This is a genomic window from Streptomyces sp. NBC_01451, from assembly GCF_036227485.1.
GTDB lineage: Bacteria > Actinomycetota > Actinomycetes > Streptomycetales > Streptomycetaceae > Streptomyces.
Genome location: NZ_CP109479.1, coordinates 3,953,073 through 3,977,370, shown reverse-complemented (window position 1 = coordinate 3,977,370; position 24,298 = coordinate 3,953,073). Strand labels below are relative to the sequence as shown.

General features: G+C 72.8%; 15 protein-coding genes and 1 pseudogene. 11 read left to right on the top strand and 5 right to left on the bottom strand.

Going from position 1 to position 24,298, the window contains the following annotated elements:
- Positions 1–54 precede the first annotated feature (54 nt).
- The 4 genes and pseudogenes from OG595_RS17200 to OG595_RS17185 all read left to right on the top strand — a co-directional run.
- Positions 55–657: a TetR/AcrR family transcriptional regulator gene (locus OG595_RS17200; protein ID WP_329273036.1), complete on the top strand. Its 603-nt coding sequence runs from the start codon at positions 55–57 to the stop codon at positions 655–657.
- A gap of 137 nt (positions 658–794) precedes the next feature.
- Positions 795–1,082, top strand: a complete 288-nt coding sequence (locus tag OG595_RS17195; protein WP_329273034.1) for an iron-containing alcohol dehydrogenase — start codon at positions 795–797, stop codon at positions 1,080–1,082.
- A gap of 66 nt (positions 1,083–1,148) precedes the next feature.
- On the top strand, positions 1,149–2,159 hold the full coding sequence (locus OG595_RS17190; protein ID WP_329273033.1) for an enoyl-CoA hydratase/isomerase family protein: 1,011 nt from the start codon (positions 1,149–1,151) through the stop codon (positions 2,157–2,159).
- A gap of 33 nt (positions 2,160–2,192) precedes the next feature.
- Positions 2,193–2,480: pseudogene (locus tag OG595_RS17185) on the top strand (MFS transporter); the annotation flags it as partial.
- Between the two features lie 204 nt (positions 2,481–2,684).
- Here OG595_RS17185 and OG595_RS17180 read toward each other — a convergent pair.
- Positions 2,685–3,194 carry a winged helix-turn-helix transcriptional regulator gene (locus tag OG595_RS17180; protein ID WP_329273031.1) on the bottom strand — a complete coding sequence of 170 codons (510 nt, stop codon included), beginning with the start codon at positions 3,192–3,194 and terminating at the stop codon, positions 2,685–2,687.
- A 175-nt stretch (positions 3,195–3,369) separates the two neighbouring features.
- Here OG595_RS17180 and lpdA point away from each other — a divergent pair, with 175 nt between their 5' ends.
- The 7 genes from lpdA to OG595_RS17145 all read left to right on the top strand — a co-directional run bounded on the left by lpdA (position 3,370) and on the right by OG595_RS17145 (position 16,921).
- Positions 3,370–4,782 carry a dihydrolipoyl dehydrogenase gene (gene lpdA / locus OG595_RS17175; protein WP_329273029.1) on the top strand — a complete coding sequence of 471 codons (1,413 nt, stop codon included), beginning with the start codon at positions 3,370–3,372 and terminating at the stop codon, positions 4,780–4,782.
- A 339-nt stretch (positions 4,783–5,121) separates the two neighbouring features.
- Positions 5,122–5,289, top strand: a complete 168-nt coding sequence (locus OG595_RS17170; protein ID WP_329273027.1) for a zinc-binding dehydrogenase — start codon at positions 5,122–5,124, stop codon at positions 5,287–5,289.
- A gap of 406 nt (positions 5,290–5,695) precedes the next feature.
- Positions 5,696–9,508: a CHAT domain-containing protein gene (locus OG595_RS17165; protein WP_329273026.1), complete on the top strand. Its 3,813-nt coding sequence runs from the start codon at positions 5,696–5,698 to the stop codon at positions 9,506–9,508.
- A gap of 1 nt (position 9,509) precedes the next feature.
- On the top strand, positions 9,510–11,378 hold the full coding sequence (locus OG595_RS17160) for a caspase family protein (RefSeq protein ID WP_329273024.1): 1,869 nt from the start codon (positions 9,510–9,512) through the stop codon (positions 11,376–11,378).
- Between the two features lie 383 nt (positions 11,379–11,761).
- Positions 11,762–12,490, top strand: a complete 729-nt coding sequence (locus OG595_RS17155; protein WP_329273023.1) for a Crp/Fnr family transcriptional regulator — start codon at positions 11,762–11,764, stop codon at positions 12,488–12,490.
- A 52-nt stretch (positions 12,491–12,542) separates the two neighbouring features.
- On the top strand, positions 12,543–13,931 hold the full coding sequence (locus tag OG595_RS17150; protein ID WP_329273020.1) for a hypothetical protein: 1,389 nt from the start codon (positions 12,543–12,545) through the stop codon (positions 13,929–13,931).
- 77 nt (positions 13,932–14,008) lie between these two features.
- Positions 14,009–16,921 (top strand): CHAT domain-containing protein, encoded by a 2,913-nt coding sequence (locus OG595_RS17145; protein ID WP_329273018.1) that lies wholly within the window; start codon positions 14,009–14,011, stop codon positions 16,919–16,921.
- Between the two features lie 68 nt (positions 16,922–16,989).
- Here OG595_RS17145 and OG595_RS17140 read toward each other — a convergent pair whose 3' ends face one another.
- From OG595_RS17140 to OG595_RS17125, 4 genes are read right to left on the bottom strand one after another with little or no spacing between them, the layout of a single operon-like run.
- Entirely contained in the window at positions 16,990–18,582 is a 1,593-nt protein-coding gene (locus OG595_RS17140) for a TRAFAC clade GTPase domain-containing protein (protein ID WP_329273017.1), read from the bottom strand.
- Between the two features lie 4 nt (positions 18,583–18,586).
- Positions 18,587–21,034: a GTPase-associated protein 1-related protein gene (locus tag OG595_RS17135; RefSeq protein ID WP_329273015.1), complete on the bottom strand. Its 2,448-nt coding sequence runs from the start codon at positions 21,032–21,034 to the stop codon at positions 18,587–18,589.
- Between the two features lies 1 nt (position 21,035).
- The gene (locus OG595_RS17130) at positions 21,036–22,217 is read right to left on the bottom strand and encodes a TRAFAC clade GTPase domain-containing protein (protein ID WP_329273014.1); all 1,182 of its coding nucleotides are present in this window, start codon (positions 22,215–22,217) and stop codon (positions 21,036–21,038) included.
- Positions 22,218–24,296 (bottom strand): Hsp70 family protein, encoded by a 2,079-nt coding sequence (locus OG595_RS17125; protein WP_329273013.1) that lies wholly within the window; start codon positions 24,294–24,296, stop codon positions 22,218–22,220.
- Between the last annotated feature and the right edge of the window lie 2 nt (positions 24,297–24,298).

Here is a 24,298-nt window from a genome sequence, read left to right as displayed (position 1 = left end):
ACGATCGTAATCATAACTGACTACAGTCAGAATCTACTCCTGGAGGAAACCGCCATGTCTGTCGCCCCCCGGTCGGTCGGACGGCGCGAGCGGAACAAGCAGGAGAAGTTCGACCGCATCGTCGCCGCCGCCACCGAGTTGTTCTCCGAGCACGGCGTCGACGAGGTCACGACCCAGCAGATCGCCGACAAGGCCGACATCGGCACCGGGACCCTGTTCCTCTACGCCAAGACCAAGGGCGAACTCCTCCTCCTTGTCCAGAACGCCAAGTACGTCGAAGCGCTTGAGCGGGGCCGGGCGGACGCCGAGAGCGTCCCGGGAGTGCTGGACGCGGTGATGGCGATCGTCCGGCCGATCGTGGAGTGCAACCGCGTCCAGATCGACAACGGACGCACCTACCTGCGAGAGATGGTCTTCGGCGACCCCGAGGAGCCCCGGCACGGCGCGGCACTCGCCATCGTCGCGCAGACCGAGGAGGCCATGGCCGCCGCGCTGCGCCGGGACGAACGGGTCACGGAGGGCGACGCCGCGACGCTGGCGCACATCGTGTCCGCCGTGATGTTCCTCAGCATGGCGGTGAGCGTGAACATCGGCCTGAGCGTCGAGGAGCTCGTGCAGGACATCCGGAGGCAGGTCGGCCTCCTGCTGCCTCGCTGAAGCGCGGTCGGCCCCGGACCCAGGCGGTCACCGCCTCGCGGCGGACGGTCAGGGTGATGGGGAGCCGGATGTCGACCTCGTCGGGGAGCAGTCGGCGCGGTCCCGTCCGCGGGGTCAGGAAGGCCTACAGGACGCGGATGCCGGCTCCCTGCCGGGTGGCTTCGAGCCGGGCGAAGACGTTCGTCGAGGAGAAGGCGGGGGCAGGCCGGGACCTGGCCGCCGACCGGCTCGTGGAGGCGCTCCGGGCCCTGTGCCAGGATCTTGAGGTGCCCACCCCGAAAGCCCACGGCATCGACGAGGACGAGTGGTTCCGCCTGGCGCCCCACATGGCCGAGCAGGCGCTCGCGTCCGGATCGCCCGCCAACAACCCCGTCGTACCCACCGTGGACGAGATCCAGGATCTCTACGCGCAGACCTACGCCTGACCCCCGGCGAGTAAGGAACGTGATGGCCATGACAGCAGGTCCGCACGGACGGCGAGGCGACGCCCGATGACCGACACCGCGGCGGACGCGGTTCTCGCCCACGTCCATCGGGGCGTCGGCCGCATCCTGCTGAACCGGCCCAAAGCGCTCAACGCCCTGACGACGGGCATGGTCGCCGCCATCGACCAGGTGCTCGCCGTGTGGGAGGGCGCCTCGCTGTCCGCCGTGCTGATCGCCAGTACCAGCGCGAAGGCGTTCTGCGCCGGCGGAGACATCCGTACGATCCGCGAGCACAGCCTCGCCGGGGACGCCGGGGCCAGTGAACGGTTCTTCGCCTCCGAGTACCGGCTCAACGCCCGGATCGCCGAGTATCCCGTGCCGGTCGTGTCGCTGATCGACGGCCTGTGCATGGGCGGCGGTCTCGGTCTGTCCGTCCACGGCGGCTTCCGCGTCGTCACCGAGCGCGCGGTGCTGGCGATGCCGGAGACCGGGATCGGGTTCTTCCCGGACGTCGGGGCCAGCTACTTCCTGCCGAGGCTGCCCGGCGCGATCGGCATGTATCTGGGACTGACCGGGCACCGGCTCGACGCGGCCGACGCGCTGTACGCGGGGGTGGCCACGCACTTCGTCCCCGCCGACGGGCTCGACGCGGTCGGGGACGCCCTGGCCGACAACCCCGGCGACCCGGTGGACGTCGTACTGAAACGCCTCGCCGGCCGTTCCCCGGTGACGGGCGGCGGGCTGGCGGCGGCACGCGGGGACGTGGACTGGGCGTTCGGCGCGCCGACCCTCGGTGAGATCGAGAAACGCCTGCGCCGCCTCGACACCCCCTGGGCGGCAGCCGCGTCGGCCGCACTGGAGTCCGCCTCACCGCAGAGCCTGGAGATCACCCACGCCCTGCTGGCCCGGGGCAGGCAGTACACGCTGCGCGAGTGCCTCGCCGCCGAACTGCTCCTCACGCGCACGACGATCCGTACGCCGGACTTCCTGGAGGGCGTCCGCGCGGCCCTGGTCGACAAGGACCGCACCCCCAACTGGCGACGTGCGTCGCTCGGCGGACGGCCGCCGCTGTCCTGAGCGTGTCCGCCCCCGCATACGCGCCGGTCCGTCCGCCGGAGACTGTTCGCCGTCGGGCTCGGCATCTTCACCGCCGCCTCGGCCGCCGCCGCGCTCGCACCGGGGATGAACGAACTCATCGCCGCCCGAGCGGTGCAGGGCCTCGGGGCCGCCATCGTGACGCCCCTGACACTCACCCTGCTGTCGGCCGCCGTCCCGGCCGAGCGGCGCGGCCCTGGGGGTCTGGGGGTCTGGGGCGTGGCCGGCGGTATCCCCGTCGCCACCGGACCGCTCATCGGCGGCACGCTCACCGAGCACCTCGCCTTGCAGTGGATCTTCTGGCGGCCCGGCCGGTCACGGCGGGGGCCGCCCCTCGGCGGTCTGTCCCGCTTCCCGGGCTCGTGCCCGGCGCGGAGCCGTCACACCGTGGCCGGGGGCCCTCCTTCGGACAGCGTGCCCCTCGGGCCGGCCCTCGGCCGGCTGAGGGGCACCACTTCCCTCACAGGACGGCCGGCAGACGGAAGGCTGACGGAGGGAGTCCTCGGCTCACTCGGACGACCTCATGCGAAAGGCCGGGCCGGGCACGCTCTCGATGTCCTTCACCTGTACGGAGTGACCTCGCTCGCAGCGAATCCGGACGTCGACGTGCGCGCCGCACTCGCGGTGCCGAGCCACCACCGCCGGCCCCTCCGGGTCGGCGCGGTAACGGTCACCCCACTGCAGCAGCCCCATCACGGCGGGCACCAGATCCATGCCCTTCGGGGTGATCACGTACTTCGGCCGGCTTCGCGAACCGGGCTCCTTGTATGTCTCGGTCGCGAGGATCCCTTCCTCCACCAGCATCCGGAGCCGCGTCGCCAGCAGGTTACGAGGACAGCCCAGGACGCGTTCGAAGTCCCCGAACCGGGACGAGCCGTACCACGCCTCACGCAGGATCAGGATCGTCCACTTCTCGCCCACGATCTCAAGAGTTCGCGCGATCGAGCAGTTGGACGTGTCCCGGTCCAGTCGGGGGTCCATGCCGGTGTCCTGGAGAACTTCGGTCCACGCATCCATGGGGCGATTCTAACCGAGTTTGAGTTTATATTTATATACTCAGCCGTAGGGGTGTGCCGAGGCGGGCGGTGGCGCAAGCCGGCGCTGTTGGATCGGTGAACGGAACAGGTTGTTCGATCGGGAGTGGGCCGACGCACCGTCGGAGGTCGGCCGCCCCAGCGGAAAGGAACAGTCCATGGACGAGCAGGGTGAGCATTTCGACGTCGTCGTACTCGGCGCCGGCCCCGGCGGATACGTCGCCGCCATCCGGGCCGCCCAACTGGGCAAGAGCGTCGCGGTCGTCGAGGAGAAGTACTGGGGCGGCGTCTGTCTGAACGTGGGCTGCATCCCCACCAAGGCCCTGCTGCGCAACGCCGAGCTCGCGCACATCTTCACGCGCGAGGCGAAGACCTTCGGCATCAAGGTCGACGGGGAGGTCTCCTTCGACTACGGCGAGGCCTTCCGCCGCAGCAGGAAGGTCGCGGACGGCCGGGTCAAGGGCGTCCACTACCTGATGAAGAAGAACAAGATCACGGAGATCAGCGGCCGTGGCACGTTCGTCGACCCGCACACGCTCCAGGTGGCCGACTTCGAAGGCAGCACCCGCACCATCGGCTTCGACCACTGCGTCATCGCCGCAGGGGCCACCCCGAAGCTGCTGCCCGGCACCCGCCGTACGTCGCGCGTGGTGACGTTCGAGGAGCAGATCCTGGCCGAGGATCTGCCGCGGTCGATCGTGATCGCGGGCGCCGGCGCGATCGGCGTCGAGTTCGCCTACGTGCTGCACAACTACGGCGTGAAGGTCACCGTCGTCGAGTTCCTGGACCGGATCGCGCCGCTGGAGGACGCCGAGGTCTCCGCCGAACTGGCCAAGCAGTACCGGAAGCTGGGCATCGACGTCCTCACGTCGACCCGGGTCGAGTCGATCGACGAGTCCGGCCCACTGGTGCGTGTCACGGTCACCGGCAAGGACGGTACCCAGCGGGTCCTGGAGGCCGACAAGGTTCTGCAGGCGATCGGCTTCGCCCCGAACGTCACCGGCTACGGCCTGGAGAACGCCGGCGTGCGCGTCACCGAGCGCGGCGCGATCGACGTCGACGGCCGCTGCCGCACCTCCGTACCGCACATCTACGCCATCGGGGACGTCACCGCGAAGCTGATGCTCGCGCACGCCGCCGAGGCGATGGGAGTGGTCGCCGCCGAGACGATCGCGGGCGCGGAGACCATGGAGCTGGACTACGTGATGATCCCGCGGTCCACCTTCTGCCAGCCGCAGATCGCCAGTTTCGGTTACACCGAGGCGCAGGCGAGGGAGAAGGGCTTCGACGTCAAGGTGGCCAAGTTCCCGTTCACCGCGAACGCCAAGGCTCATGGCCTGGGCGACGCGGGCGGCTTCGTGAAACTGATCAGCGACGCCAAGTACGGCGAGCTCCTCGGAGGTCATCTGATCGGCCCGGACGTCACCGAGCTGCTGCCCGAGCTGACTCTGGCCCAGCAGTGGGATCTCACCGTCCACGAGGTCGCCCGCAACGTCCACGCCCACCCCACCCTGGGCGAGGCGGTCAAGGAAGCCGTCCACGGCCTCGCGGGCCACATGATCAACATGTAGCCGGATGTCCGGCGCGGCGACAGGGGGGCGCGTCGTGCCCGGATCGGTTTCGCGGGCTCGCGCTCTCCTGGAGATCACCGGCGGGCTTCGTTGCCTGCGCCGTACGTGGCGGGTCGCCGATGCACCGTCACATGGCTGCGGCCTGGCCGGGACCGGGGCGGCTCCGCAGAGGCGGGCGAAGGACGCCCCGGATCGGAGCCGGCCGGGGTGTCACCCGCGCCTGTCGGCAGCCGGCCGGGGTCTCGGGGCCGACACCGGGCAGCGCGACGAGCTCCCGCCGGCGCCATACCGTTCGCCCTGCTCTGCGTCGTCCTGCCCGGCCCGCGCGTACGCCTCCTCATGGCCCGCTCCCGACGCGCGGACCGGCAAACCCTCGCCGATCACGTCGACAGGAAAGGCCTCCGCCCGGTCATCGAGCGCGTCTATCCCCTGGACGACATCCAGGACGCCCACCGAGCCACCGAAACCGGCCACGCCCGCGGCAAGCGCGTCATCCGCCTCGTGTAGCGCCGAGTGGGGGGTGCCGTCCGAGCCCCCTGTCGCGTGGACGGGGCAATCCGGTTTCTGGTGGCCGGTGTCGGTAACCATTCGGTTATTCGGAGAACCGGCAGTGGTGCGGATCGGGTATTCGGAGAACCGGTCGTAGTGCGGAATCCGTCCGCACTGTCCGTGATACCCATGGCGGAGCGAATCGGCGTGATGGTCGGAAGGCCGCGTGGGAAGCGTCCGGCTCGTGGGTTCGGGGTGATGTCCGCCGCTGGGGCAGGCGATTTCTGCCCTATCGGCCTGCCAGGAATTGTTCGTAATCGACCAGATGGTGGACCGGTAATTTCCTTTTCCTGACTTCGAGGAAACAGGCATGGCGCATCCCTGTTGTTCGCCGTTACCGTCGGTGTCCGGGGGAGGGGGAATCATGGCCAAGATCATGAATGGCGGAGGCCCAGGAGGCCCGGGGGAATCATTCCGCGTCGATCGGCTGGCCGCACTCCTGCTCACCGAGCAGCGGGGTGTCGATCCCGCCGGGACGTGGACCGAGTACGGGGGCGGCGACCGCGTGGCCGGCCCGCCCGACGCCTCCGGCGGTGACGTCGACCGAGAACACCTCGACACCTGGCTCGCGGCAGCGGCGGCGCTCGCCGCCGGGGAACCGAAGCGGGCCCTGGCGGTCCTGGGCGGGCTGCCGCCCGCTGCCGCCTCCGCCCGCCCCGGTCGCCCGCCGTCGCAGGCGCTCACCCGCGCGATGCGGGCCGCCGCGCTCGCCATGGACACCGACTGGCAGCCCGGCGGATACCTCGCACCGTTACGGGCCGAGCCCGGAACTCCGGAATCCGCGGGGCCCGTCCTCGTCCCTGACGAGCGGCTGCGGCTGTGCACGCACCTCGCCGGACAGTTCATTCCCGTCCTCCTCTCCGCGCGGATGACATTGGGACACGCGACGACGGCCGAGGCCGCGCGTGAGCGTGCGTCCCGCTACGGAGCACGGATCGAGGGCGCGGGATGGGACGTCTCGGAGGGCATCGACGAACCGCTGAAGTGGTACGACGGCCTGTACGAGCCGATCGCCGAGGCCGGCCACGAGGAGGCCGCCGCCTGCCATCTCCTGCTGGCCGCGGATCTGCGGGTCCGGGCAGGCGACCGGGAGGCGGCTGTCCCACTGCTGCACGCGGGGCTCCGGCAAGCCTCCCGGCGTCCTGCCGCGACCGGTCTGGCCGAACTCCTCAGGGGCGACTGGGAACTCGGGCCGCCGGGCCTGGCGGAGCAGTGCGTCGTCCCGCCGACCCCGCCGTCCGCGCCGGAGCTGGACCGGGCCGCCGAACGGTACGGACTGGCGGAAGCCGCCTATCGCGCGGCGGGCTCACAGCGCGGACGAGCCGCGGCACTGCTGCGTCTCGCGCACGTACACCGACTCCGCGGAGAGACGGAGGCATGCCGTACGACCGTGGCGGCGGCACTGGCGGCGGCGCTGGCCGCCGGCGACGGGGCCTGCGCCGTGCTGCTCCGGGTCCATCAGGCGCTGGACCTGATCGCCATCGATACCCGGGCCCAGGCCCAGACACATATCGGTACCAGTACCGATGCCGATGCCGATGCCGATATCGATATCGAGTCCGGCACAGAGGCCAAGGTCGCAGCGGTCGTGGTCGGCTGGGGCGGGACGGTCGGCAGTGCGTCGTGGGTGCGGGGGCTGGCCCGGCTGGTCCAGGACCGGGCGGATGCCTGGAGCGCGCAGGGGTACATCGCGCGCAGCGGCCGTGCCACGTCGCTGGCGCGGCTGCTGGCCCCGGACCGGGACAGCGGCCCCGGTGACAGGGAGGCCCTGCCGAAGGCGGGCACCTATGCGGAGGCGCGGCATCGGCTGGCCGCCGTCGTCCTCACCGACCTGGAGCAGCGAGACCACCTCGAACGGATCCGGCGCTGTACCGACCTGGGCGAGGCGCCCGACATCACGCACTGCCTCGGTGTCATCCAGGGCGCCCAGATCTTCCACAGCCAGGCCTCCGCGCTGCGGGATCCCGATCTGATGGCCGCCGCCCGTCTACGCATCGAACGCGCACTCGACGTCGGCGGGCTCCTGGTGGCGGGCACCGGTGCCCCGGCGGACGGGCCGTTGGCGGAGATCCTCGACGGCCTCCGTTCCGATCTGGCGGCCTGCCCGGCCCAGGAGGCGCTGTTCCGGTCTCGTCGGTCCCGTTCGGCGGGGCTGGAGGAGGAGGCGGACCGCTTCGCCGACGAGGCGGTCGTCCTGGCCGGGCAGATCCCGCAGGAGCTCTTCCGCAGCGTCGTGCGCTGCGCCGCCCTCGCCGATCTGGGCCGGTGGAAGGCGGCCCGAGCCGAGGTCCGAGCGGTCGAGGCACGGCTTCCGGCGGTCCAGGCGGCCGGTCTCTGGGCACGGCTGGGCAGGCCCGGGCGTGCGCGTGGGCATGTGCCGCGTATCGGCGTCGTCGGTACCGGCGACGACCACTCGTGGGAATCGGCCGCCCTCCACGCCGAGCTGGCTCTGGCCGAGGGCGCCTACGGGGACGCCGCCGACCAGGCGCTGCGTGGGCTCGCCGCGTACGAGGAACACCGGCTCAGGCTGGCCAGGGACACACTGCGCGCCTCCTTCGCCGACGACCCGGTACCGGCCGGGCTCCACCACGCGGCCACCCTCGCCCTGCTGCTGCCCGGTGGCGGGGACGCGCCCGCCGCCGCCTTCACGCAGGCCGAGCGCGGCCGGGCGGGGTTCCTCGGCGCCGTCCGCGCCCTCGACGCCGCGGGAACGGACCGGGAGGACCGTACGGCCGTCAGGAACTGGCTGGCGGCCGAGGTCCGGTGGGCCGCGGAGTTCGAGGAGCACGTGGGCGCCGTCCGCCATGAGACGGCAGGTCCGTCCGAAGGCCGGGCGGCGGAGGCCGGAGGGCGGCTGTCCGAGGGGGCACGGCCACAGGTGACCGAGCGGCGTATGCGCATCGGGGCGGTGGACCGGGCGCTGGACGCCGCCGAGGCGGTGGTGCGGAGGCGGGTTCCGGCCGCCCTCACCGCCGGCGCCGGTGAACCGCCGGACGCGGCAGCCGTCGCCGAGGCGCTTCCCCCGGACACCGTGCTGCTCGCCTACCACCTCTTCGGCGACTCGCTGGTCGGCTGGGCCATGACCCGCGAGAGGCTGCTGTTCGAGCACGTGACGAGTCCGCCCGAGCACCGGAAGCTCGCCCACGACGTGGTGGCGACCGCCCGCCGCTTCCGTGACTGGTGTGCGGCGGCACCGGGCAGCGGTCCTGCGGAGGCCGACGGGCGCCGGCTCGCCGAGTGGCTGCTGAGGCCCTTCGCCGCGCCGCTGAGGGACTGCCCGCGGGTGATCGTGGTGCCTCCCGCGACGCTCGCCCTGCTGCCGTTCCACGCGCTGCCCTGGCACGCCGACGTCCTGGGCGCCACCCACGAGGTCTCGTACCTGCCCGCCGCGGCCGGGGTCACGCGGCGCCGCTCGCCGGAACCGGACCGGCCGTGGAACGAACTCCGGGCACTCCTGGTGGGTGCCCCCGCCACTGATCCGCGCCGCGGACTGCCGACGCTTCCGGGCACCGCCGTCGAGACCGCCGAGATCGCCCGGCTCCTGCCCCGCAGCCGACTGCTGACCGGCGCCGGGGCGACCCGCGCCGAGGTGCTGGCGGCGGCCCCCGGCCACGACGTGCTGCACCTCGCCGCTCACGGACTGGTCGACGAACTCGCCCCGAACCGCAGCCGGTTGCCGCTGGCCGGCGATGACGCCCTCGGCCTCGCCGACCTGCTGTCCGCCGCGCACGGTCCGCGACTGCTCGTACTGTCCGCCTGCGACACCGGGCGCGGCAGGGCCACGGCGGGCGGCGACGTCCTGGGGCTCACCCGGGCCGCCCTGATCACCGGTGCCCGGCACACGGTGGTCTCGCTCTGGCCGGTGCACGACAGCGTCGGCTGTCTGGTGATCACCAGGATGTACCGGCATCTCGTCCACGATCCGGCCCCTCGTGTCGGCGCCGCGCTGGCCCTGGCACAACGCGAGGTGCGCGCCCTGTCCGGTGCGGAACGGGACGAGGAGTTCCGCCTTCTCGCCCACCGCACCGGGACGGACCCGGGTCCGCGCCACCGGGCCCGCTCGTGGGCCCCCGGCGAATGCTCCGTTCCGTCCCGGGACACCGAACCGGTGCGGCGCCGGGCCGCGACCGAGAGGCACCCGTACTACTGGGCGCCCTTCATCCATGTGGGGGTGTGAGATGACCTTGAGAGCCGTACTGATCGGCGCCCAGACCTACGGTCTGACCGGCGTGCACGCCGACGTCGAACTGATGCGCCGCGTGCTGACGGACCGCGGTTTCACCGACGTGGACGTCTGTACGAAGGAGCGGGCCCGCTACGAGGGGATCAGGGAGGCACTGGCCCGGCTGCGGCACGCCGTCCGGCCGGGTGACGGAGTGGTCGTGTACTACTCGGGGCACGGCGGGCTGTCGGACGGACTCCAGTATCTGGTGCCCGTCGACATGGGCGAGAGCACCACCACCGACTTCCGCGGCTACCTCGCCGAGGAACTCACCGCGGCCGTGCGCGCGCTCACCGCCGTCACCCCCAACGTCACCTGCGTCCTCGACTCCTGTCACTCGGGCGGAGCCGTACGGGAGGCGGCGTACGAATCGGGCCTGTGGGCGCTGAAGTCCGTACGGCTGCCACGTGTTCCCCCGGACGCGGCGCTCGCCCGCGCGGCACTCCTGGCCGGCACCGACGACTCGCTCGTACCGGACGTCGTACGGCTGACGGCGTGCGAGCAGCACGGCTCGGCGTACGAGGCCGAACTGCGCCCCGGGGCCGGCCGGCAGGGGGTGTTCACGGCGGCCCTCGCCGACCTGCTCGACGCCACCGCGGGCCGCCGTGTCACCTGGTCGGTGCTGGTGGCCCGGGCCCGTGACCGGATCAAGCAGCAGCAGGTGCTCCAGCGGCCCGACGCGGGCGGGCCCTCGGGGCGGCTGCCGTTCTCCCTGGAGGAGCCCGCCGAGCCGGAGCGGCTTCCCCTGCTGCGGCGGGAGGGCCGGTTCCGCGTCCCGGGCGGGGCCCTGTTCGGGCTCGGGCCCGAGGACGAGGTCAGGATGGTGTTCCCCGACGGCACTCCGCGCGACGAGGAACGGGAGACGTCCGTACCGGCGACCGTGGAGGAGATGCACGCGGGCGACGCGGTGCTGCGCGTGACGCCCGCCGCGGTTCCGCGGTCACCGGTGGACGAGTTGTCGAACGCGCTGGTGCCGCCCGGCTCGTACGCCGTCGCCGTACGGCTGCACGACCGCCGGCAGGTGCTGATCGACGCCGCCGGGCCGTTCGCCGACGCACTGCGCAAGGAACTCGCCCGCTCGCCACGCCTGGCGGAAACACCCGATGCGGACGGGGCCTTCGCCGTCGTGCGGGTCCGCGACGGCAGGCCCGTGGTACTGAACCGCGAGGGGCAGCCCGCGCGCGGGCCGGCCGATCCGGCGTATTCCGACGCCTCCCGGCTGACGGCCCTCCTGGACGAGCTGGCCAGGGGCGAACGCGTGCGGTGGCTGCGCGACCCCCAGGACGCGAGCCGCCTCGACGCCGGACTCGACGTCATGTTCGAGGCCCGGCGGCCCACGGGGAACGGCGGCTGGCGCCTGCTCAAGCCCACGGGCGAGCGCCTGTACGACGGTGACCTCTACCGGGTCACGGTGCACAACCGCTCCGGCGCACGGCTGTACTTCTGGGTGGTCGGCGTCGGACTGAGCGGTCGCACGGCGCTGGTGACCAACGACCAGCCCAGCGGCTACCCGACGGAACCCTGGAGCGCCCGCACGACCGCTCCCGTGCGGGTGTACTGGCCTCCGGACGTACCCGAGCAGGGTCCGCGCCCCGAGACGGTCCATCTGATCGTGGGCGACCGCCCGATGGACCTCGGCGGCCTCACCTCGCGCGAGGCCCGCGACCGGTCCGCGCGGACGGCCGACCCCGCCCTGGGCGCCCTGCTCCAGGAGGTCTGGGAGGGAGTGCGGGACCAGCGGATGGACGGGGGAGAGGACTTCCACTACCGCGTGCGGACCGTGCACGCCCAAGCGCTGCCCCGCACCTGGGAGGCAGGCACGTGACCGCACGGTCTCCGGCGCGGCCCTCCGGGACGGCCTGCCGTGCGACGGCTCACCAGGGGAGCGGGAGCGGCCACGGGGAGATTCCCGGCGTCCGCCGACCGGCGGCCGGCGCCGCGGTACGAGCTACGGGGACCCGGCTGCCAGTGGCGGGCCGGGCCCCCGTGCTGTCCCCCGAACCGCCAGAGTGCACCAGACGTGGCGACGGACTCCCCGCAGCAGTGCGGAATGCGGGCGGAGAATCCGGCGACCCCGCCCCCGGCCGGTGGAACTGCCCTCCGCGTGTCCCAACTTGCGCGAAAGAAAGGGGTGTTCGCCGATCGGCGGATACGATGCCGTACGCCGCCAATGCCGGAGAAAGCCTGCTTGTGTGGGGAGATGCCGTGATGTCGGAGAGGTGCGCGGAAGGCGCGGGAGCTGTCGACCGGTGGCCGCACGGCACGCTCCTGGCCGATCTGGCCGCTTCCCCGGAGGTCATGAAGACCCTGCTCTCCCTGGGGACACCACGCTCGTACGAGGCGGGTGAGCACCTCCTGATCGAAGGCCTCCAGGAGACGTTCGTACTGCTCCTCCTCGACGGCGTCACCAAGGTCACCGCGACCGCGGAGGGCGGGGACACCGCGCTGCTGGCCATCCGGCTCGGCGGGGATCTGGTCGGGGAGTTCGCGGCCTTCGACAACCGGCCCAGGTCGGCCACCGTCACCGCCGCCGGGGCCGTGACCGCCCGGCGCATCGGCCAACGGGACTTCCTGGACTGCCTGGACGGGTATCCGGCCGCGGCGCTGGCCGTCAGCCGCATGCTGGTCCGCAAGAACCGGTGGTCGGTACGGCGCCGGGGCGACTTCAGCGGCTGCCCGGTGGCGACCCGCGTCGCCCGCGTCCTCGTCGACCTCGCGGAGGACTACGGCGAGCCGGGGCACGGCGGTGTGCTGCTCGGGCCACGCCTCACCCAGGCGGAGCTCGCCGGGCTCGTCGGCGCCCGGGAGCGCCGGGTGCACCACGTGCTCGGGGAACTGGCCGGGCAGGGAGTCATACAGGTCGGCTACGGGCGGACGATCGTCCTGTCCCTCGCCGGGCTGCGCCGGGCCGCCCGGCTGACGGAGCCCGGCGGCTGACCGGAGCCGGTACCGGACACGCACGGCACAGGAACAAGGGGGAACCGGACCAATGCGGGACAACGGCACGGCAGACGCGGGTGCGGACGACGGACACGGTGAGGACGGGGCGGCAGGGGTACGCGACGACGTGCTCGGTACACCGGATCTCCTCGCCCTCGACGGAGTGGTGCCGAAGGGAGGAGGACCACCCGTCCGCGACCGGATCGGCGGCGTCTCCCTCGGCCGGCCGCTCGCCTACGCACTGCGGGACCCGGCCCGCCGGCGCCCGACGGCGGACGCGGACCGCGACTTCCTCGTCTGCTTCCCGTTCGACCTGGAGGAACTGCCCGACGGACGCCGCTACGAACAGGCCACCCTCACCGTCGACCTCGCCGACGGCCTGCACGCGCTGAGCCTCGACCCGGCTCCCGGCACCGTCGCCGCCGACGGCACGGAGATCTCCGTGTTCGGGCTCGGCCGCCAACGGCTCCGCTGGACCTTCAGGGCCCGTGGGCGCGGCGCCGGGCTCCGCCCCGACGGACGGTGGGCCCAGGCGGTGGTGCGGATGCCGGCGTCCTCCGCCGAGGTGTCCGGCCGGGTCAGCCTGAGCACGACGACCGTGCAGCCGGTGCTCGGCGGCGCCCTTCGGCGCAGGGCGGCGGAAACCCCCTACGACACGCCGTTCCGCATCCGGGCGGGGGAGGCGTGGCAGACGGCCGGCCCGCTCACGCACCAGGGGGTGTTGCCCGGAGCCTGGGCGCTGGCCGCGTACCAGGACGAGATGCCGCACCCCGAGCACCGGGAGGACCGGGAGGCGGACGACGGCAGACTGCCTCCGGGGCTTCGGCGGCTGTGCCTCGCGGTCGACATCGAGAGATACAGCGCCCGGGACAATGCCGACATGGTCCGGTTGCAGCGCGTTCTGCTCCGCACACTCCGCGCGGCGTGCGAGCGGGTCGGCGTCGACTGGGAGCGCTGCGGCCGGCAGGCGCAGGGCGACGGCTATCTGCTCGTTCTCGAACCCGACGTCGACGAGACCAGGGTCGTCCCCGGCCTCCTGGCCGGACTGACGGCAGGTCTGGCAGCGGCCAACGCACGGACCGCCGGGGCGAACTCCGCTGCTGGGAAAGAGAGTTCGGCCGGTGGCCTGGGCAGTGTCCGCATGCGGGCCAGCCTGCACCAGGGCATCGTGCACGAGGCGGACAGCGGATACGCGGGCTCCGCCGTGGTCGCCCTCTTCCGCGTACTCGACTCCGGCCCCGTCCGCCGCTTCCTCGCCGAGTCCCGCGACACCGACCTCGTGGCCGCCTTCTCGGACACGCTCTACCAGGACCTCGTCGGCACCGGCTACGAGGGACTGTCGGCCGCCGGTTTCGAGAAGGTGGAGATCGAGATCGCGGCCAAGAACTTCACCGGCGTCGCCTGGGTCCGCGCGATGCGCTCCGCGGCCGAACACTGACCGGCTCCTCTCTTCCCTCCTCTTCCCCTTCGGGTTCGTTCCTGTGCGTTCTGGTTTCTATCGGCAAAGGAGCCGACATGAGTGACACGGCGTCGGCGGACGCGCTGGCCACGGTCATCGCACGCACCACCCAGGCCATCGAGTCGGTCGGCGCGGACGACCGCGCGCCGTGGCTCTTCGCGCGCTGCTGGATGCGGGCCAGCCGCTACGAGGTGATCGGCAAGGACCCCGCGGACATCGACAGCGCCCTCGCGGACTTCGACGCCCTGCCGGCGGAGCTGCCGGGCCGGGCCAAGCTGGCGTCCGTGCTGGTGACCGCCCTGCTCAGGTCGGGCACGCTGATGGGATCGGTACGGATGTCCCGCGCGATGCTTCTCACGGACATCGCCGACACGGACCCGGCCCCGCTGGCGGACTGGCCCGTGACGTCCGCCGCGCTGCGGGCGTCGGACCTGCTGGTGGCCTGGCAGGAGGACCGGCCGGGATTCAGCCCGCGCGCCGCGCTGCGGGAGCTGGAGGGGTACGCGCGGATCGTCGGCGACGCCCAGCCCCAGGCCATGCTGGTCGACTCCGCCCGGAGAGGACTCCAGCATCTGGTCACCCAGGGCGACATGAGTCCGTCGGGAGCGCGACGGCTCGGCGACGACCTGCGCGGATTCACCGACGGCCTGGGCCCCCGGTCCCCACTGCTCGACCGCGCCACGGTGATGACGCTGCTCCAGGAGGCGAGCGCCCAGGCCATGCGCGGTGACCACCTGGGCGCCATGGCGAAACTGGAGGAACTGCGCGGGGCCTCGCTCCAGTTGCCCGCGGGCGATCCGCTGCGGGCGGCGGTGGACGAGGCGTGGAACCAGCTCGCCCCGTTCCTGGAGATGCTCCGGCCCGACGGTGCGGCGGGCGGCGGGAACGCGCGCCGTGCGCAGTACGTGAACCCGGCGAGCGATGCCCACCTGCGCATGTTCGAGGAGATGGCCGTCCAGCCCGGGATCCCGGACAACGAACGTGCCCTCCGGCTGTCCCAGCTCGGCACCGCCGAACTGGGCACGGACACCCGGGAGTCGGTGGACAACGCGGTGAAACACCTCACCGAGGCGCTGTCCGTCGCCACCGAACACGACCCGCGGCGCACGTACTACCTGATGTTCGCCGGGGTCGCGCACCTGCGCAGGGTCGAGATGACCGGCGACCGGCGTGACCTCAGGACCGCCACGGAACTGCTCGAACAGGCCTGGCGGCAGGCCGAGTCCAGCACCCATGGCCTGTGGACCATGACCGCCATGCCGCTGGCCCACGCCTACCGGCTCGCCGGCCGCAACGAACTGGGCCGGTCGACGGCACTGAGCGGACTGCGCGGGCACGCGTGGAGCGTGCTGCTCCAGTCGACGCCCGACGACATGCAGGCCACCGCACGCGACGCGGCCGGCGACGCCCTGGACACGGCACGGCTGTGCCTGATGGACCATGACCCGGAAGGCGCCGCCACAGCCCTGGACGCGGGCCGCGGTCTGATCCTCTACGCCACCACCGAGACCCGTGACATCGAGGCACGGCTCACCGCCGTGGGCGACCCGGCACTGGCCCGGGAATGGGCGCGGGCACAGCGGAGCCACTCGGCGGACGACATGCCGGACGAGCTGCGGCGCCGGGTCATCGGCGTGCTGGCGGGCGTCGAACTGACCGCCGACGGCTCGCCGGCCGCCAGTATGGCCAAGGGCACGACACGGCTGCTCGACCCGCCGCAACCGCACGAGACGAGGGCGGCCCTGCGCTCGCTCGGCGCGGACGCGCTGGTCTACCTGGTGCCCGGCGACGAGCGCAACGGTGCCGCCGTGGTGATCCCGGCCGACGCACCCCCGAGCTGGTTCCTGCTGCCGGAGCTGAACGACACCGGCACCGCGGCGTTCGAGACCTTCCTCTTCGACGCGGCGCAGGACATGGAGGGCAGCGGCCGGCCCGCTCGCGACAGCGCACAGACCGACGGCAGCGTCCCGCCCGCTCGCGACAGCGCACCCCTGGACGCGCGGACCGAGGCCCCGCAGGCGCTTGAGGAGATCTGCGAGTGGGCGTGGGAGGCCGCGATCGGGCCGCTCGTCGAGCGCCACCTGGACCTGCCCGCGGACCGCCCGGCACGGCTGGTGCTGATTCCCGTACGGGAACTGGCCCGGGTGCCGTGGCACGCGGCGCGCACCCGGTCGGCGGACGGGACATGGCGGTACGCGATGGAGCGCGTCGTCTTCTCCTACACACCCTCCGCCCGCCTGCTGTGCGAGTCGGCCTGGCACGCCCCGGTGCCCCTCACCGGTGCGGGACTGGTGGTCGGCGACCCCGACCCCGCCGGAAGGGCGAGGGACCTGCCGGCCGCGCGCGTCGAAGCACTGGCGATCAAGGACCGCTTCTACCCGGACGCCCGCTACGTCGGCAGGATGCCCGACGGCGAGCCGAGCCCGGAAGGAGCGGGCACCCGCGACGAGGTGCTGCGCTGGCTCGCGGATCCCGACGGCGGCAGCATGATGCACCTGGCCTGCCACGGAATCGTCGAGCAGACCACCTCGGCGGGGGACAGTTCCTATCTGCTGCTCGACCGCGGTGAACACCTCGCGGCCGAGCGGCTGGTGCGGACCCTGGGCGTCGGCTCCGACCGGGGCATCGCGCTCGCCGTCCTGGCCGCGTGCAGCACCGGCCGCTCCGCGCGCGGCTACGACGAGGCGTTCAGCCTGGGCACCACGCTGCTGGCCGGCCGGGTCCGGTCGGTGGTCAGCGCGACCTGGAGTGTGCCGGACGAGGCGACCTCGGTGCTGATGTTCATGTTCCACCACTTCCTCAGGGAGGAGGGCCTGGCACCGGCTGACGCCCTGCGCACGGCACAGCTGTGCATGGCCGGCTGCCGGAAACCGCCGGAGGCCATGCCCGGGAGGATGCGCGCCCAACTCCGCGGCCACGACCGGTCGGCCGTCGCGTCCTGGGCGGGCTTCGTGCACACCGGGCGCTGAGCGCCGCCGCCCGGGGGTCCGTCACCGGGCGGCGGGACAGAGCCGGTCGGGCGCCCCGTACGGACGCCTCAGCGTCCGGATGCCCGGCCGGCGGACGCGGAGGGGTCGTAACGGCCCGACCCGAGACACCAGTCGACCAGCGGGACGATGCTGTCGTCCACCTGCTCCTCCCCGCCGATGACCGCCGCGGTGAAGAAGAAGCGCACCTCGCGGAACTCGTTCTCCATGGCGCGCGCCAGGTTGCCCAGGCCCAGCTCGCCGACGAGCCAGGCCCGGGTCGACCCGCTGTCGTCGGGCCGGTGCTCGCCCAGCAGCCGCTGCCGGGACAGCACGTCGTACTTGCTGACGGCCACCGCGAGCCGGGACTGCGCGAGGTCGCCGTTCATGCGCTTCATCGTCTGCGTGCTCTGGTTGAAGATGTGCTCCGGATCGACGGGTGAGGCGAGGGTGCGGTCCACACCCGCCTGCTGCTCGGGGGACAGCCCCTGCCAGAACGCGGCCACCGACAGCGGGTCCAGCACGAAGACGAAGGTGCGCGCGGTCCGCGCGTACCGCAGGGCGTCGGTGTCCTCCAGGTTGACGAAGCGCTCCCCGGCGGTGTCGAAGATGTGCACCAGCCTGCGGGACCGCCCCTTGCCGAGCAGCAGCGAGTGCGCGGCCGGCAGGGCCCGCGGGGTGCCGAGCGGGTTACCCCTGATGCGCAGGATCTCCCGCAGTACTTCGTACCTGGCCGCGGTGTCCCGGTCGGCGAACCCGGCCGGTGGACCGCCCCGGCCCGCCGCGTCGAACAGCGTCATCAGGATCGCGGCCATCAGCTGTGTCTTGCCCGCTGCGGTTCCGCCCACCATCGGCAGCACCGTCTCCGGGACGAGACCGGTGCTGTCGCTCATGGCGCTCGCGCAGTACGGGCAGATCCCCTGGAGACGGTGGCTCCCGGTGAGGATCAGCGTCGGCAGCTTGTGGCCGCAGGCACAGCGCCGCTTCAGAACGCCGTAGCGGCCGGGGCGGATGTCCTGGTGCCGGCGCCGGCATCCGTCGCCCGGGCATTCGTACACCGGGTACTCCACCAGCTCGTAGCACTGCGGGCAGACCATGCCGTGGTGCAGGTTCTTGGCCCGCAGCACCGCACGGTCCACCGCGCGGAGCGTGCCCGCCGTGATCCGGACCACGCCCTGCGCGACGTACACCAGGACGACGTGCAGGAGACACAGGAGAGCGAGAAGGACCGCGGCCAGTACGGCGCCCAGGGCGAGGCCCGTGTACAGGGTGAGACCTACGGGCACACTGGCCAGCCGACTGGACCGGGGCTGCCCGAAGTACCCGACGGTCGTCGAGCTGAAGGAGTCCGCCACGGTACGGCGGAAGCGGCCCGCGGTCAGCAGGCACGCGGTGCGCAGATCACGGGTGGCCGGGCCGTGGAAGTACTGACGGTAGGCGGGTTCCGGCTCGTTCTGCGGCCGGTAGGGCGGCAGGCTCGGGTGCTGGTACTCGGGCGTACGCCGGTGCGTCACCCCCACCAGGACCTGGCCGTGGAGCCACAGCAGTTGGCCCGTCAGCCCGAGGGCACGCAGGACCGCGATGGTCGGGGCCACAGCCAGGAAGACGATGAGCGCGCAGATGTACAGGGCACCCATCAGCACGTACACGATGAACTCGGTCACCCCGTCACCCCCCGGCGCCGGACGGCGGGTCCTGGCCGTTCCCGGTCTCCGCCGCGCCGGTCCGCGGCGCCCGCCTGCTCGTGCGCCGCCGCTTGAACCAGCCGGAGCGCTTCTCCTCCGACCGCCGGGCCATGCGTTCGGCGAGGTCCACGCTGAGCGGCCGTGCCTCGGCGGTGAGGAGGTCCAGATCGTCGGGAGGCCACTTCTTTTCGACGGTCTCCAGCGCCCGGTCCAGAAGCTCCCGCTGGGAGGTGGTCATGGACCGCTGGGCCGCTACCGCCGTCAGGATGTTCCGCAGCGACTGGGGGGTCGGCGTCGCCGCCGCGAGGCACACCAGTTCCAGATAGCGGAGCGAGGTCCGGTCGCCCATCGCGAGGAGGACACGCGAGAGTTCGTGCGGCGTTCCCGGGCACTCCAGGAGCGCCCGGGGGAGCCGCTGGCGGCGCAGGGCGGCCACCGGCTGCCAGCGCGGCGGCCACTGTGTCTCCGCCACGTTCAGCAGCCCGGCCGCACTGGGGCGTGACAGCGACTCCGCGATCCGTAGGGCGTTCTGGGCGCACTCGCGCGTACCCCGTGGCAACCACGCGATGCGCCTGGGCGACGTCAGCAGGTCGCACAGCTCCAGGCAGAGCACCAGTTCGTCGCTGGTGTGGATGTCCCGCGCGACCACCGCCTCCAGCCACGTCGCCGCGCTGGCGTCGACCCGCACGGACGACGGCAGCAACGGAACGACCTCGACCGCCTCCTCGTGCGTCCAGCGCCCCGACGGCCACAGCATCCTCAGCAACGTCCCGTCCAGCACGCAGGGTTCACGCAGGAGCAGCACGCGCGCCAGACTGTTGGCGGTGCGTTCCGGATCACGCTCGGCGCGCGCGATGAGGAAGTGCTCGCGCAGCGCCGGATGGTGTTCCAGATCCTTCTCCTTCAGCAGCTCACTGGGCAGTCCCCGCATCAGTTCGGGGAACTGGTGCGGCTGTTCGGCCAGTTGTCCGCTCAGGGCGAGCACCATGCCCTCCCGGAACTCGGGCCAGTTCGTGGCCACCCGGGTCAGCCGCGACCGGAAGCGTTCGTCGACGTGCGAGGTCACGGTCCGGCTCAGGAGCATCTGGGCGATCTCGGTGCTCCTGCGCACGAGGGTGTCGTGGTCCGGTTCCAGCCGGGCCGCGGACGCCCACAGCAGCAGCCGTACGCCCTGCCGGTCGTCGCAGTCCCGGAGCAGCTCCCCGAAACGGGCGGTGGCCTGCCTGCTGAGCACCGGGTCCCGGATCGGCACCGGTTCGACGGCCGTGGGACCGTCCGCCATGTACGCCCGCATCCCGGTCTCCAGCAGCTCGCCCTGGATCCGCTCGACGAGGTCCCTGTCGTCCGCGCTCCGGGCGATCCGGCTCAGCACGGTCAGCTGGTCCGCGGACAGCTGCCGCGACCGGTAGAGGTCCCGGGCGACGGCGGCCAGCACGTTCGCCGGCAGGTGATCGGCGCCGTCGAGCCAGCCGACGAGCGCGGCCACCTCCTCGTCGTCGAGCGCGGTCCCGCCGGACGCCGTCGCCGCCACCGCCGGCGGATACCAGTCCTCCGCGGTGAGTTCCAGTCCGCTGACGTACTCGTCCGTCCACGACCAGAAGGTCTGGGCCGTCAGGACACCGACCCGGCCGAGCAGCCCGGCGAGCGGATGTTCGGGCAGTTCGGGCAGTCGGCCGGAGGCGAGGTCGAAGACGTGGAACGCGTCCTGGGTGTCGGGGCCGAGGCCGACGTGGATCTCCGGCACCGTGCCGACCAGCCGCAGCCTGCTGCGCTCCGGACGGCTCAGGTACGTGGCGAAGGACAGGCGCCGGGCGACGGGCGGGGGCAGCAGATAGCAGACGGCCGCGAACCAGTGGGCGACCGTCTCGGACGACGCGTCGATCACCAGGACGGTCCGGTCCTCGGCGATTGCCGCGAGTACCGCCGACACCAGCTGCGGCAGCCGGTCACCGTACGGATGTCCGCGCAGGAAGCGGTCCACCCCCGCCGGTGACAGCGGCCCGGGGCGGGGCGGCCCGGTCAGTTCGGGCAGCCGGGTGTCCGTCACCGGGCCCTTCGTCCACTCGGGAGAGCGCCACAGCTCGATGGGGAGGGACACACCGCTCGCGCCGGTGAAGTCGGTACGGCCCACGGCGTGGGCGAAGTAGTTGCCGAAACGCTGGGACGGGTCCCGGCCGACGTACTGGACGCACGCCGCCACGGACATCTCTCCCGGGCCGCCCGGCACGAAGCACAGGTTCACCGGGCAGCGCTCCAGGTCGGCGGGCGCGTCCGAGTAGACGAGGGAAGGCGGCGGCTCGTAGGCGACCAGTGCCTCCACCTCGCGAAGGGTCTCCGTGGACACGCCCTCGCTCACCGCGTTGAACTGGTAGCCCGCGTATCCGGTCAGGCCCCGCTCGCACGAGGTGTAGTACATCTGCTGGAAGCCCATCTCACCCCCTGCCCTGTTTCGGCACCGAGCCGAACTCGCTGAGCAACCACAGCAGCGGGTCGGTGACCCGGTACGGCTGGATGCCGGTCGGAGCGACCTGCTGGTCCGGTGTGGGGGTGCGGCCGAGCGCGGAGACACCGAAGTAGCGGTAGCGCGCGTAGTTGCTCTCCAGCGTCTGGTCCAGGGACACGCCGTCCCACTGCTTGAGCAGGTCGCGGACCTCCTCGTGCGCGCTGAGACTGTCCGCGACGTCGAACCGGCCGTGCTGCGGCGGATGGACCCGCAGCGGGCTCCCGGCCGGCAACTGGTGCCAGAAGGCGTCCATCTTGGAGAACACCACGGCGACCGGCGTCCTGACCTTGACGGCGCGGCGGCCCGAGGACCGGGCCAGCAGCATGCTCGTGATCCGGCTCAGCACGTGCTGGGGGGTGTTGCTCTCGGCGGGCGGCAGCACGGTCCCGTCCAGCGCCAGCTCCTGCGCGCCCCGCATCTGCAACGGGTCGAGGACGATGATGATCCCGTCCGCGTTGGAGAGGTAACGGGTGTTCAGTTCGACGCTCTCGCGCGAGTTGAAGTCCTCGCCCGCGGTGTCGAAGAAGGACAGCACGGTGGGCTGGGAGCGGGCGCCGAGCAGCCCGTCCTGGATCCGTCCGAACCGGAACACCAGCGGGTCGACCCGGTTGTCCTGGCTCGCGGCCGACTGCGTGCCGAGGAGCATCTGCCGGTGCTTGTAGAGCTTGTCCTGGTAGTCGCTGCCGAAGCGGGTCATCGTCGACTCGTCCGAACCCATCAGCGAGACCCGGAAGTTCTCGCCCACACGGTTCATCAGCTCGTGGAGCAGCACCGTCATGAGGACGGTCTTGCCGGAGTTGCGGGCGCCGACCATCGCTATGAGGCGGTTGTCCACCATGCCGAACTGCACCGGGAGGAGGCTGTGGCACACCGGGCAGACGCGGTACGTCGTCTCCCCGCCGCACTGCGGGCAGTCGGTGACCGGTTTGCGGCCGTCGGCGGTGAACACGGGACCGACCTCCCCGCGGTCGCCCAGCCGGTCGACACGCACCTGGTCGCGCTCCGCCCTGCAACGCCGGCCGCTGCGGCTCAGCCGGGTGTTGCAGCGGAACTGGATCTCCCGGGCGGTGAAGGTCTCGTAGCAGTAGGGACAGGCGAAGTTCCTTGCCATTCACGTCACCTTCAGTCGGTGCAGGGCCGCGGGGCGCAGCTCGATGTCCCCGCCGGCCGGTTCCGCCGGGAAACAGACCAGCCACGCGTCGCCGCGGTCCGTCCGGGCGCAGGGAAACGGGAACTCGACGACGAGGGGGCTGTGCGCCTCGATCTGCTGGGGCGGTATCTCGTGGACCACGGTGCCGTCGGCCGGATGCGCGGGCCGGTACCTGCCACGGCCCAGCACCACGTGGAGGGCCGGCAGCCGGCAGTTGGTCTCGCTCGTGAACGACACGGTGGCGACCCTGCCGCGCAGCCGCCGCCGGAGCGCGGGCTCGTAGCGGACCACCGGGAGCCCGGAGGCCACCTCCAGGGAGGACGGGGGCTCCCAGCCGGCCTCTCCGCCCGGGACCATGGCCTCCACCGTGAGGGTCACCCCGCCACGGCCCACCACCAGGTCGAGGCCGCCGTCGTGCTCGTAGACCCGCCGGGAGCAGCGGACGTCGCCCTCCCTGAGGCGGCCGTCGGACGGGCCGGGATCCTCCAGCCGCCAGCGCACCTGTGCCATGAGGCTGCCGGGCGGCCACTCCCACAGCAGGAGCAGGTGGTCGTCGCGCCGGACCGCCTGAAGGTCCGTCACCGGCACACCCACGAGGTCACCGCCCGGGGGCGTGGCGCGGCGCTTCTCCGGGGCGGCGGGAGGGCGTTCGGCCTCACGAGGGGGCGGCACGTACGCCCTGTCCGGCTCCGGCGGAGGGTTCGCCCCGGCGGGAGCGGTCCGGTCCTCCGGCCCGCCGGATTCCGGGCCCCGGGGCGGCACGTCCGCCGGCCCGGCGGCGTACGGCGGGGGAGCGCCGTCGGCGGTGCGGCTCGCAGGCCGTAAGCCCGCCCCGGAGCCGCCCGCCCCGGAGCCGCCCGGACCTGTGGCGGTCGCGCCGTCGAACCGGCCCGCGGAGGGAGGCGCGGGTGTGCTCCGGGGTTCCGGATCGTCGGCCCCGGCGGGTTCGGGGTCCAGGAGCGGAGGTTCCGGATCCGCCGCACGGCCGTCACCGGCCCACGCTCCCGCGGGCGCGGCAGCGTGCGACGCGGGCCGGGTGTACGGCCCGGACTCGATCCGCAGCAGCCCGAAGTCCTGGATCAGGGCGAGGCCGCGGACCACCGCCAGCTCGGGCGTGGCCGACCGCACGGGGAGGTCGAGGCCGTCCGTGAACCACTCGGCCGTACCCGGCGTCGCGGACACACCGCCGGCCAGCAGCAGACCCGACGGCCACTGGCCCGTGCGCTGCCGTGCCGCCTCCAGGATCTGGGCCAGGGCGTCGCGGGAACGCGCCCGTTCCGGGGCCAGCACGGCGTCGAGGCGCTCCCGGTCGAACGTGACGGTGTGGCCGGTCCCCTCCAGCAGGACCGTGTCCGTCGCCTCCTCGGCCCGCGCGAGACGCAGCCGGAGCCCTTCGGCGGCCCTCAGCAGGGGTGGGCTCACCCGGTCGTACGGCAGTTGGCGCAGCAGTTCCCGGGCGACGGCCTCGTCCCGGGCCAGACCGCCCAGCGGGTGCTCGGCGGTCTCCACCAGCTGGACGCGCCGGTCGCTGACGGCGAGCACGGTCAGCCGCAGACCCGTACGGCCCTGGTCCCAGACCACGACGGTGCTGTCCGCGCCGTCGCGCAGCGCGCCGTGGTGCAGCGCGGCGGCCACCGGGTCGGGAACGACCTTGGGAACCCGCAGACCGACGGCCTCGGCGGCGCGGCGCAACGCCATCTCCTGCGCGTCGGACACCCCGGGCGGTATGGACAGCACGGCCTGGCGTTCTTCCGGCGCCCCCGCCTCCTCGGCCCGGCGGAGCAGCTCGGTGAGCACTCCGCCGACCAGCGCGGCGGGGGAGGCACGGAACACGGCGGACGCCGGGACAGCCGGGTTCGTCCCCGATTCGGCGGCGAACAGCCGCGACCGTACCGAGAACAGCTCGTCGTCCTCGGCGCCCGCCGTCCCCTGCCCGGCCGCGGCCAGCGCGGGGACCGCCTCGTCCGTGGTGACCGGTTGCCTCCGCGCGTCCAGCCAGGCGATCCGCGCCCGGCTGGCACCCAGATCGATGCCGTACACGG

Bases quoted from the DNA above. Each gene is read 5' to 3' on its own strand.
- OG595_RS17165 (WP_329273026.1), top strand. From the start codon at position 5,696: ATGGCCAAGATCATGAATGGCGGAGGCCCAGGAGGCCCGGGGGAATCA.
- OG595_RS17200 (WP_329273036.1), top strand. From the start codon at position 55: ATGTCTGTCGCCCCCCGGTCGGTCGGACGGCGCGAGCGGAACAAGCAG.
- OG595_RS17135 (WP_329273015.1), bottom strand. From the start codon at position 21,034: ATGGGCTTCCAGCAGATGTACTACACCTCGTGCGAGCGGGGCCTGACC.
- OG595_RS17145 (WP_329273018.1), top strand. From the start codon at position 14,009: ATGAGTGACACGGCGTCGGCGGACGCGCTGGCCACGGTCATCGCACGC.
- lpdA (WP_329273029.1), top strand. From the start codon at position 3,370: ATGGACGAGCAGGGTGAGCATTTCGACGTCGTCGTACTCGGCGCCGGC.
- OG595_RS17155 (WP_329273023.1), top strand. From the start codon at position 11,762: ATGTCGGAGAGGTGCGCGGAAGGCGCGGGAGCTGTCGACCGGTGGCCG.
- OG595_RS17160 (WP_329273024.1), top strand. From the start codon at position 9,510: ATGACCTTGAGAGCCGTACTGATCGGCGCCCAGACCTACGGTCTGACC.
- OG595_RS17150 (WP_329273020.1), top strand. From the start codon at position 12,543: ATGCGGGACAACGGCACGGCAGACGCGGGTGCGGACGACGGACACGGT.
- OG595_RS17195 (WP_329273034.1), top strand. From the start codon at position 795: ATGCCGGCTCCCTGCCGGGTGGCTTCGAGCCGGGCGAAGACGTTCGTC.
- OG595_RS17190 (WP_329273033.1), top strand. From the start codon at position 1,149: ATGACCGACACCGCGGCGGACGCGGTTCTCGCCCACGTCCATCGGGGC.
- OG595_RS17170 (WP_329273027.1), top strand. From the start codon at position 5,122: ATGGCCCGCTCCCGACGCGCGGACCGGCAAACCCTCGCCGATCACGTC.
- OG595_RS17130 (WP_329273014.1), bottom strand. From the start codon at position 22,217: ATGGCAAGGAACTTCGCCTGTCCCTACTGCTACGAGACCTTCACCGCC.
- OG595_RS17180 (WP_329273031.1), bottom strand. From the start codon at position 3,194: ATGGATGCGTGGACCGAAGTTCTCCAGGACACCGGCATGGACCCCCGA.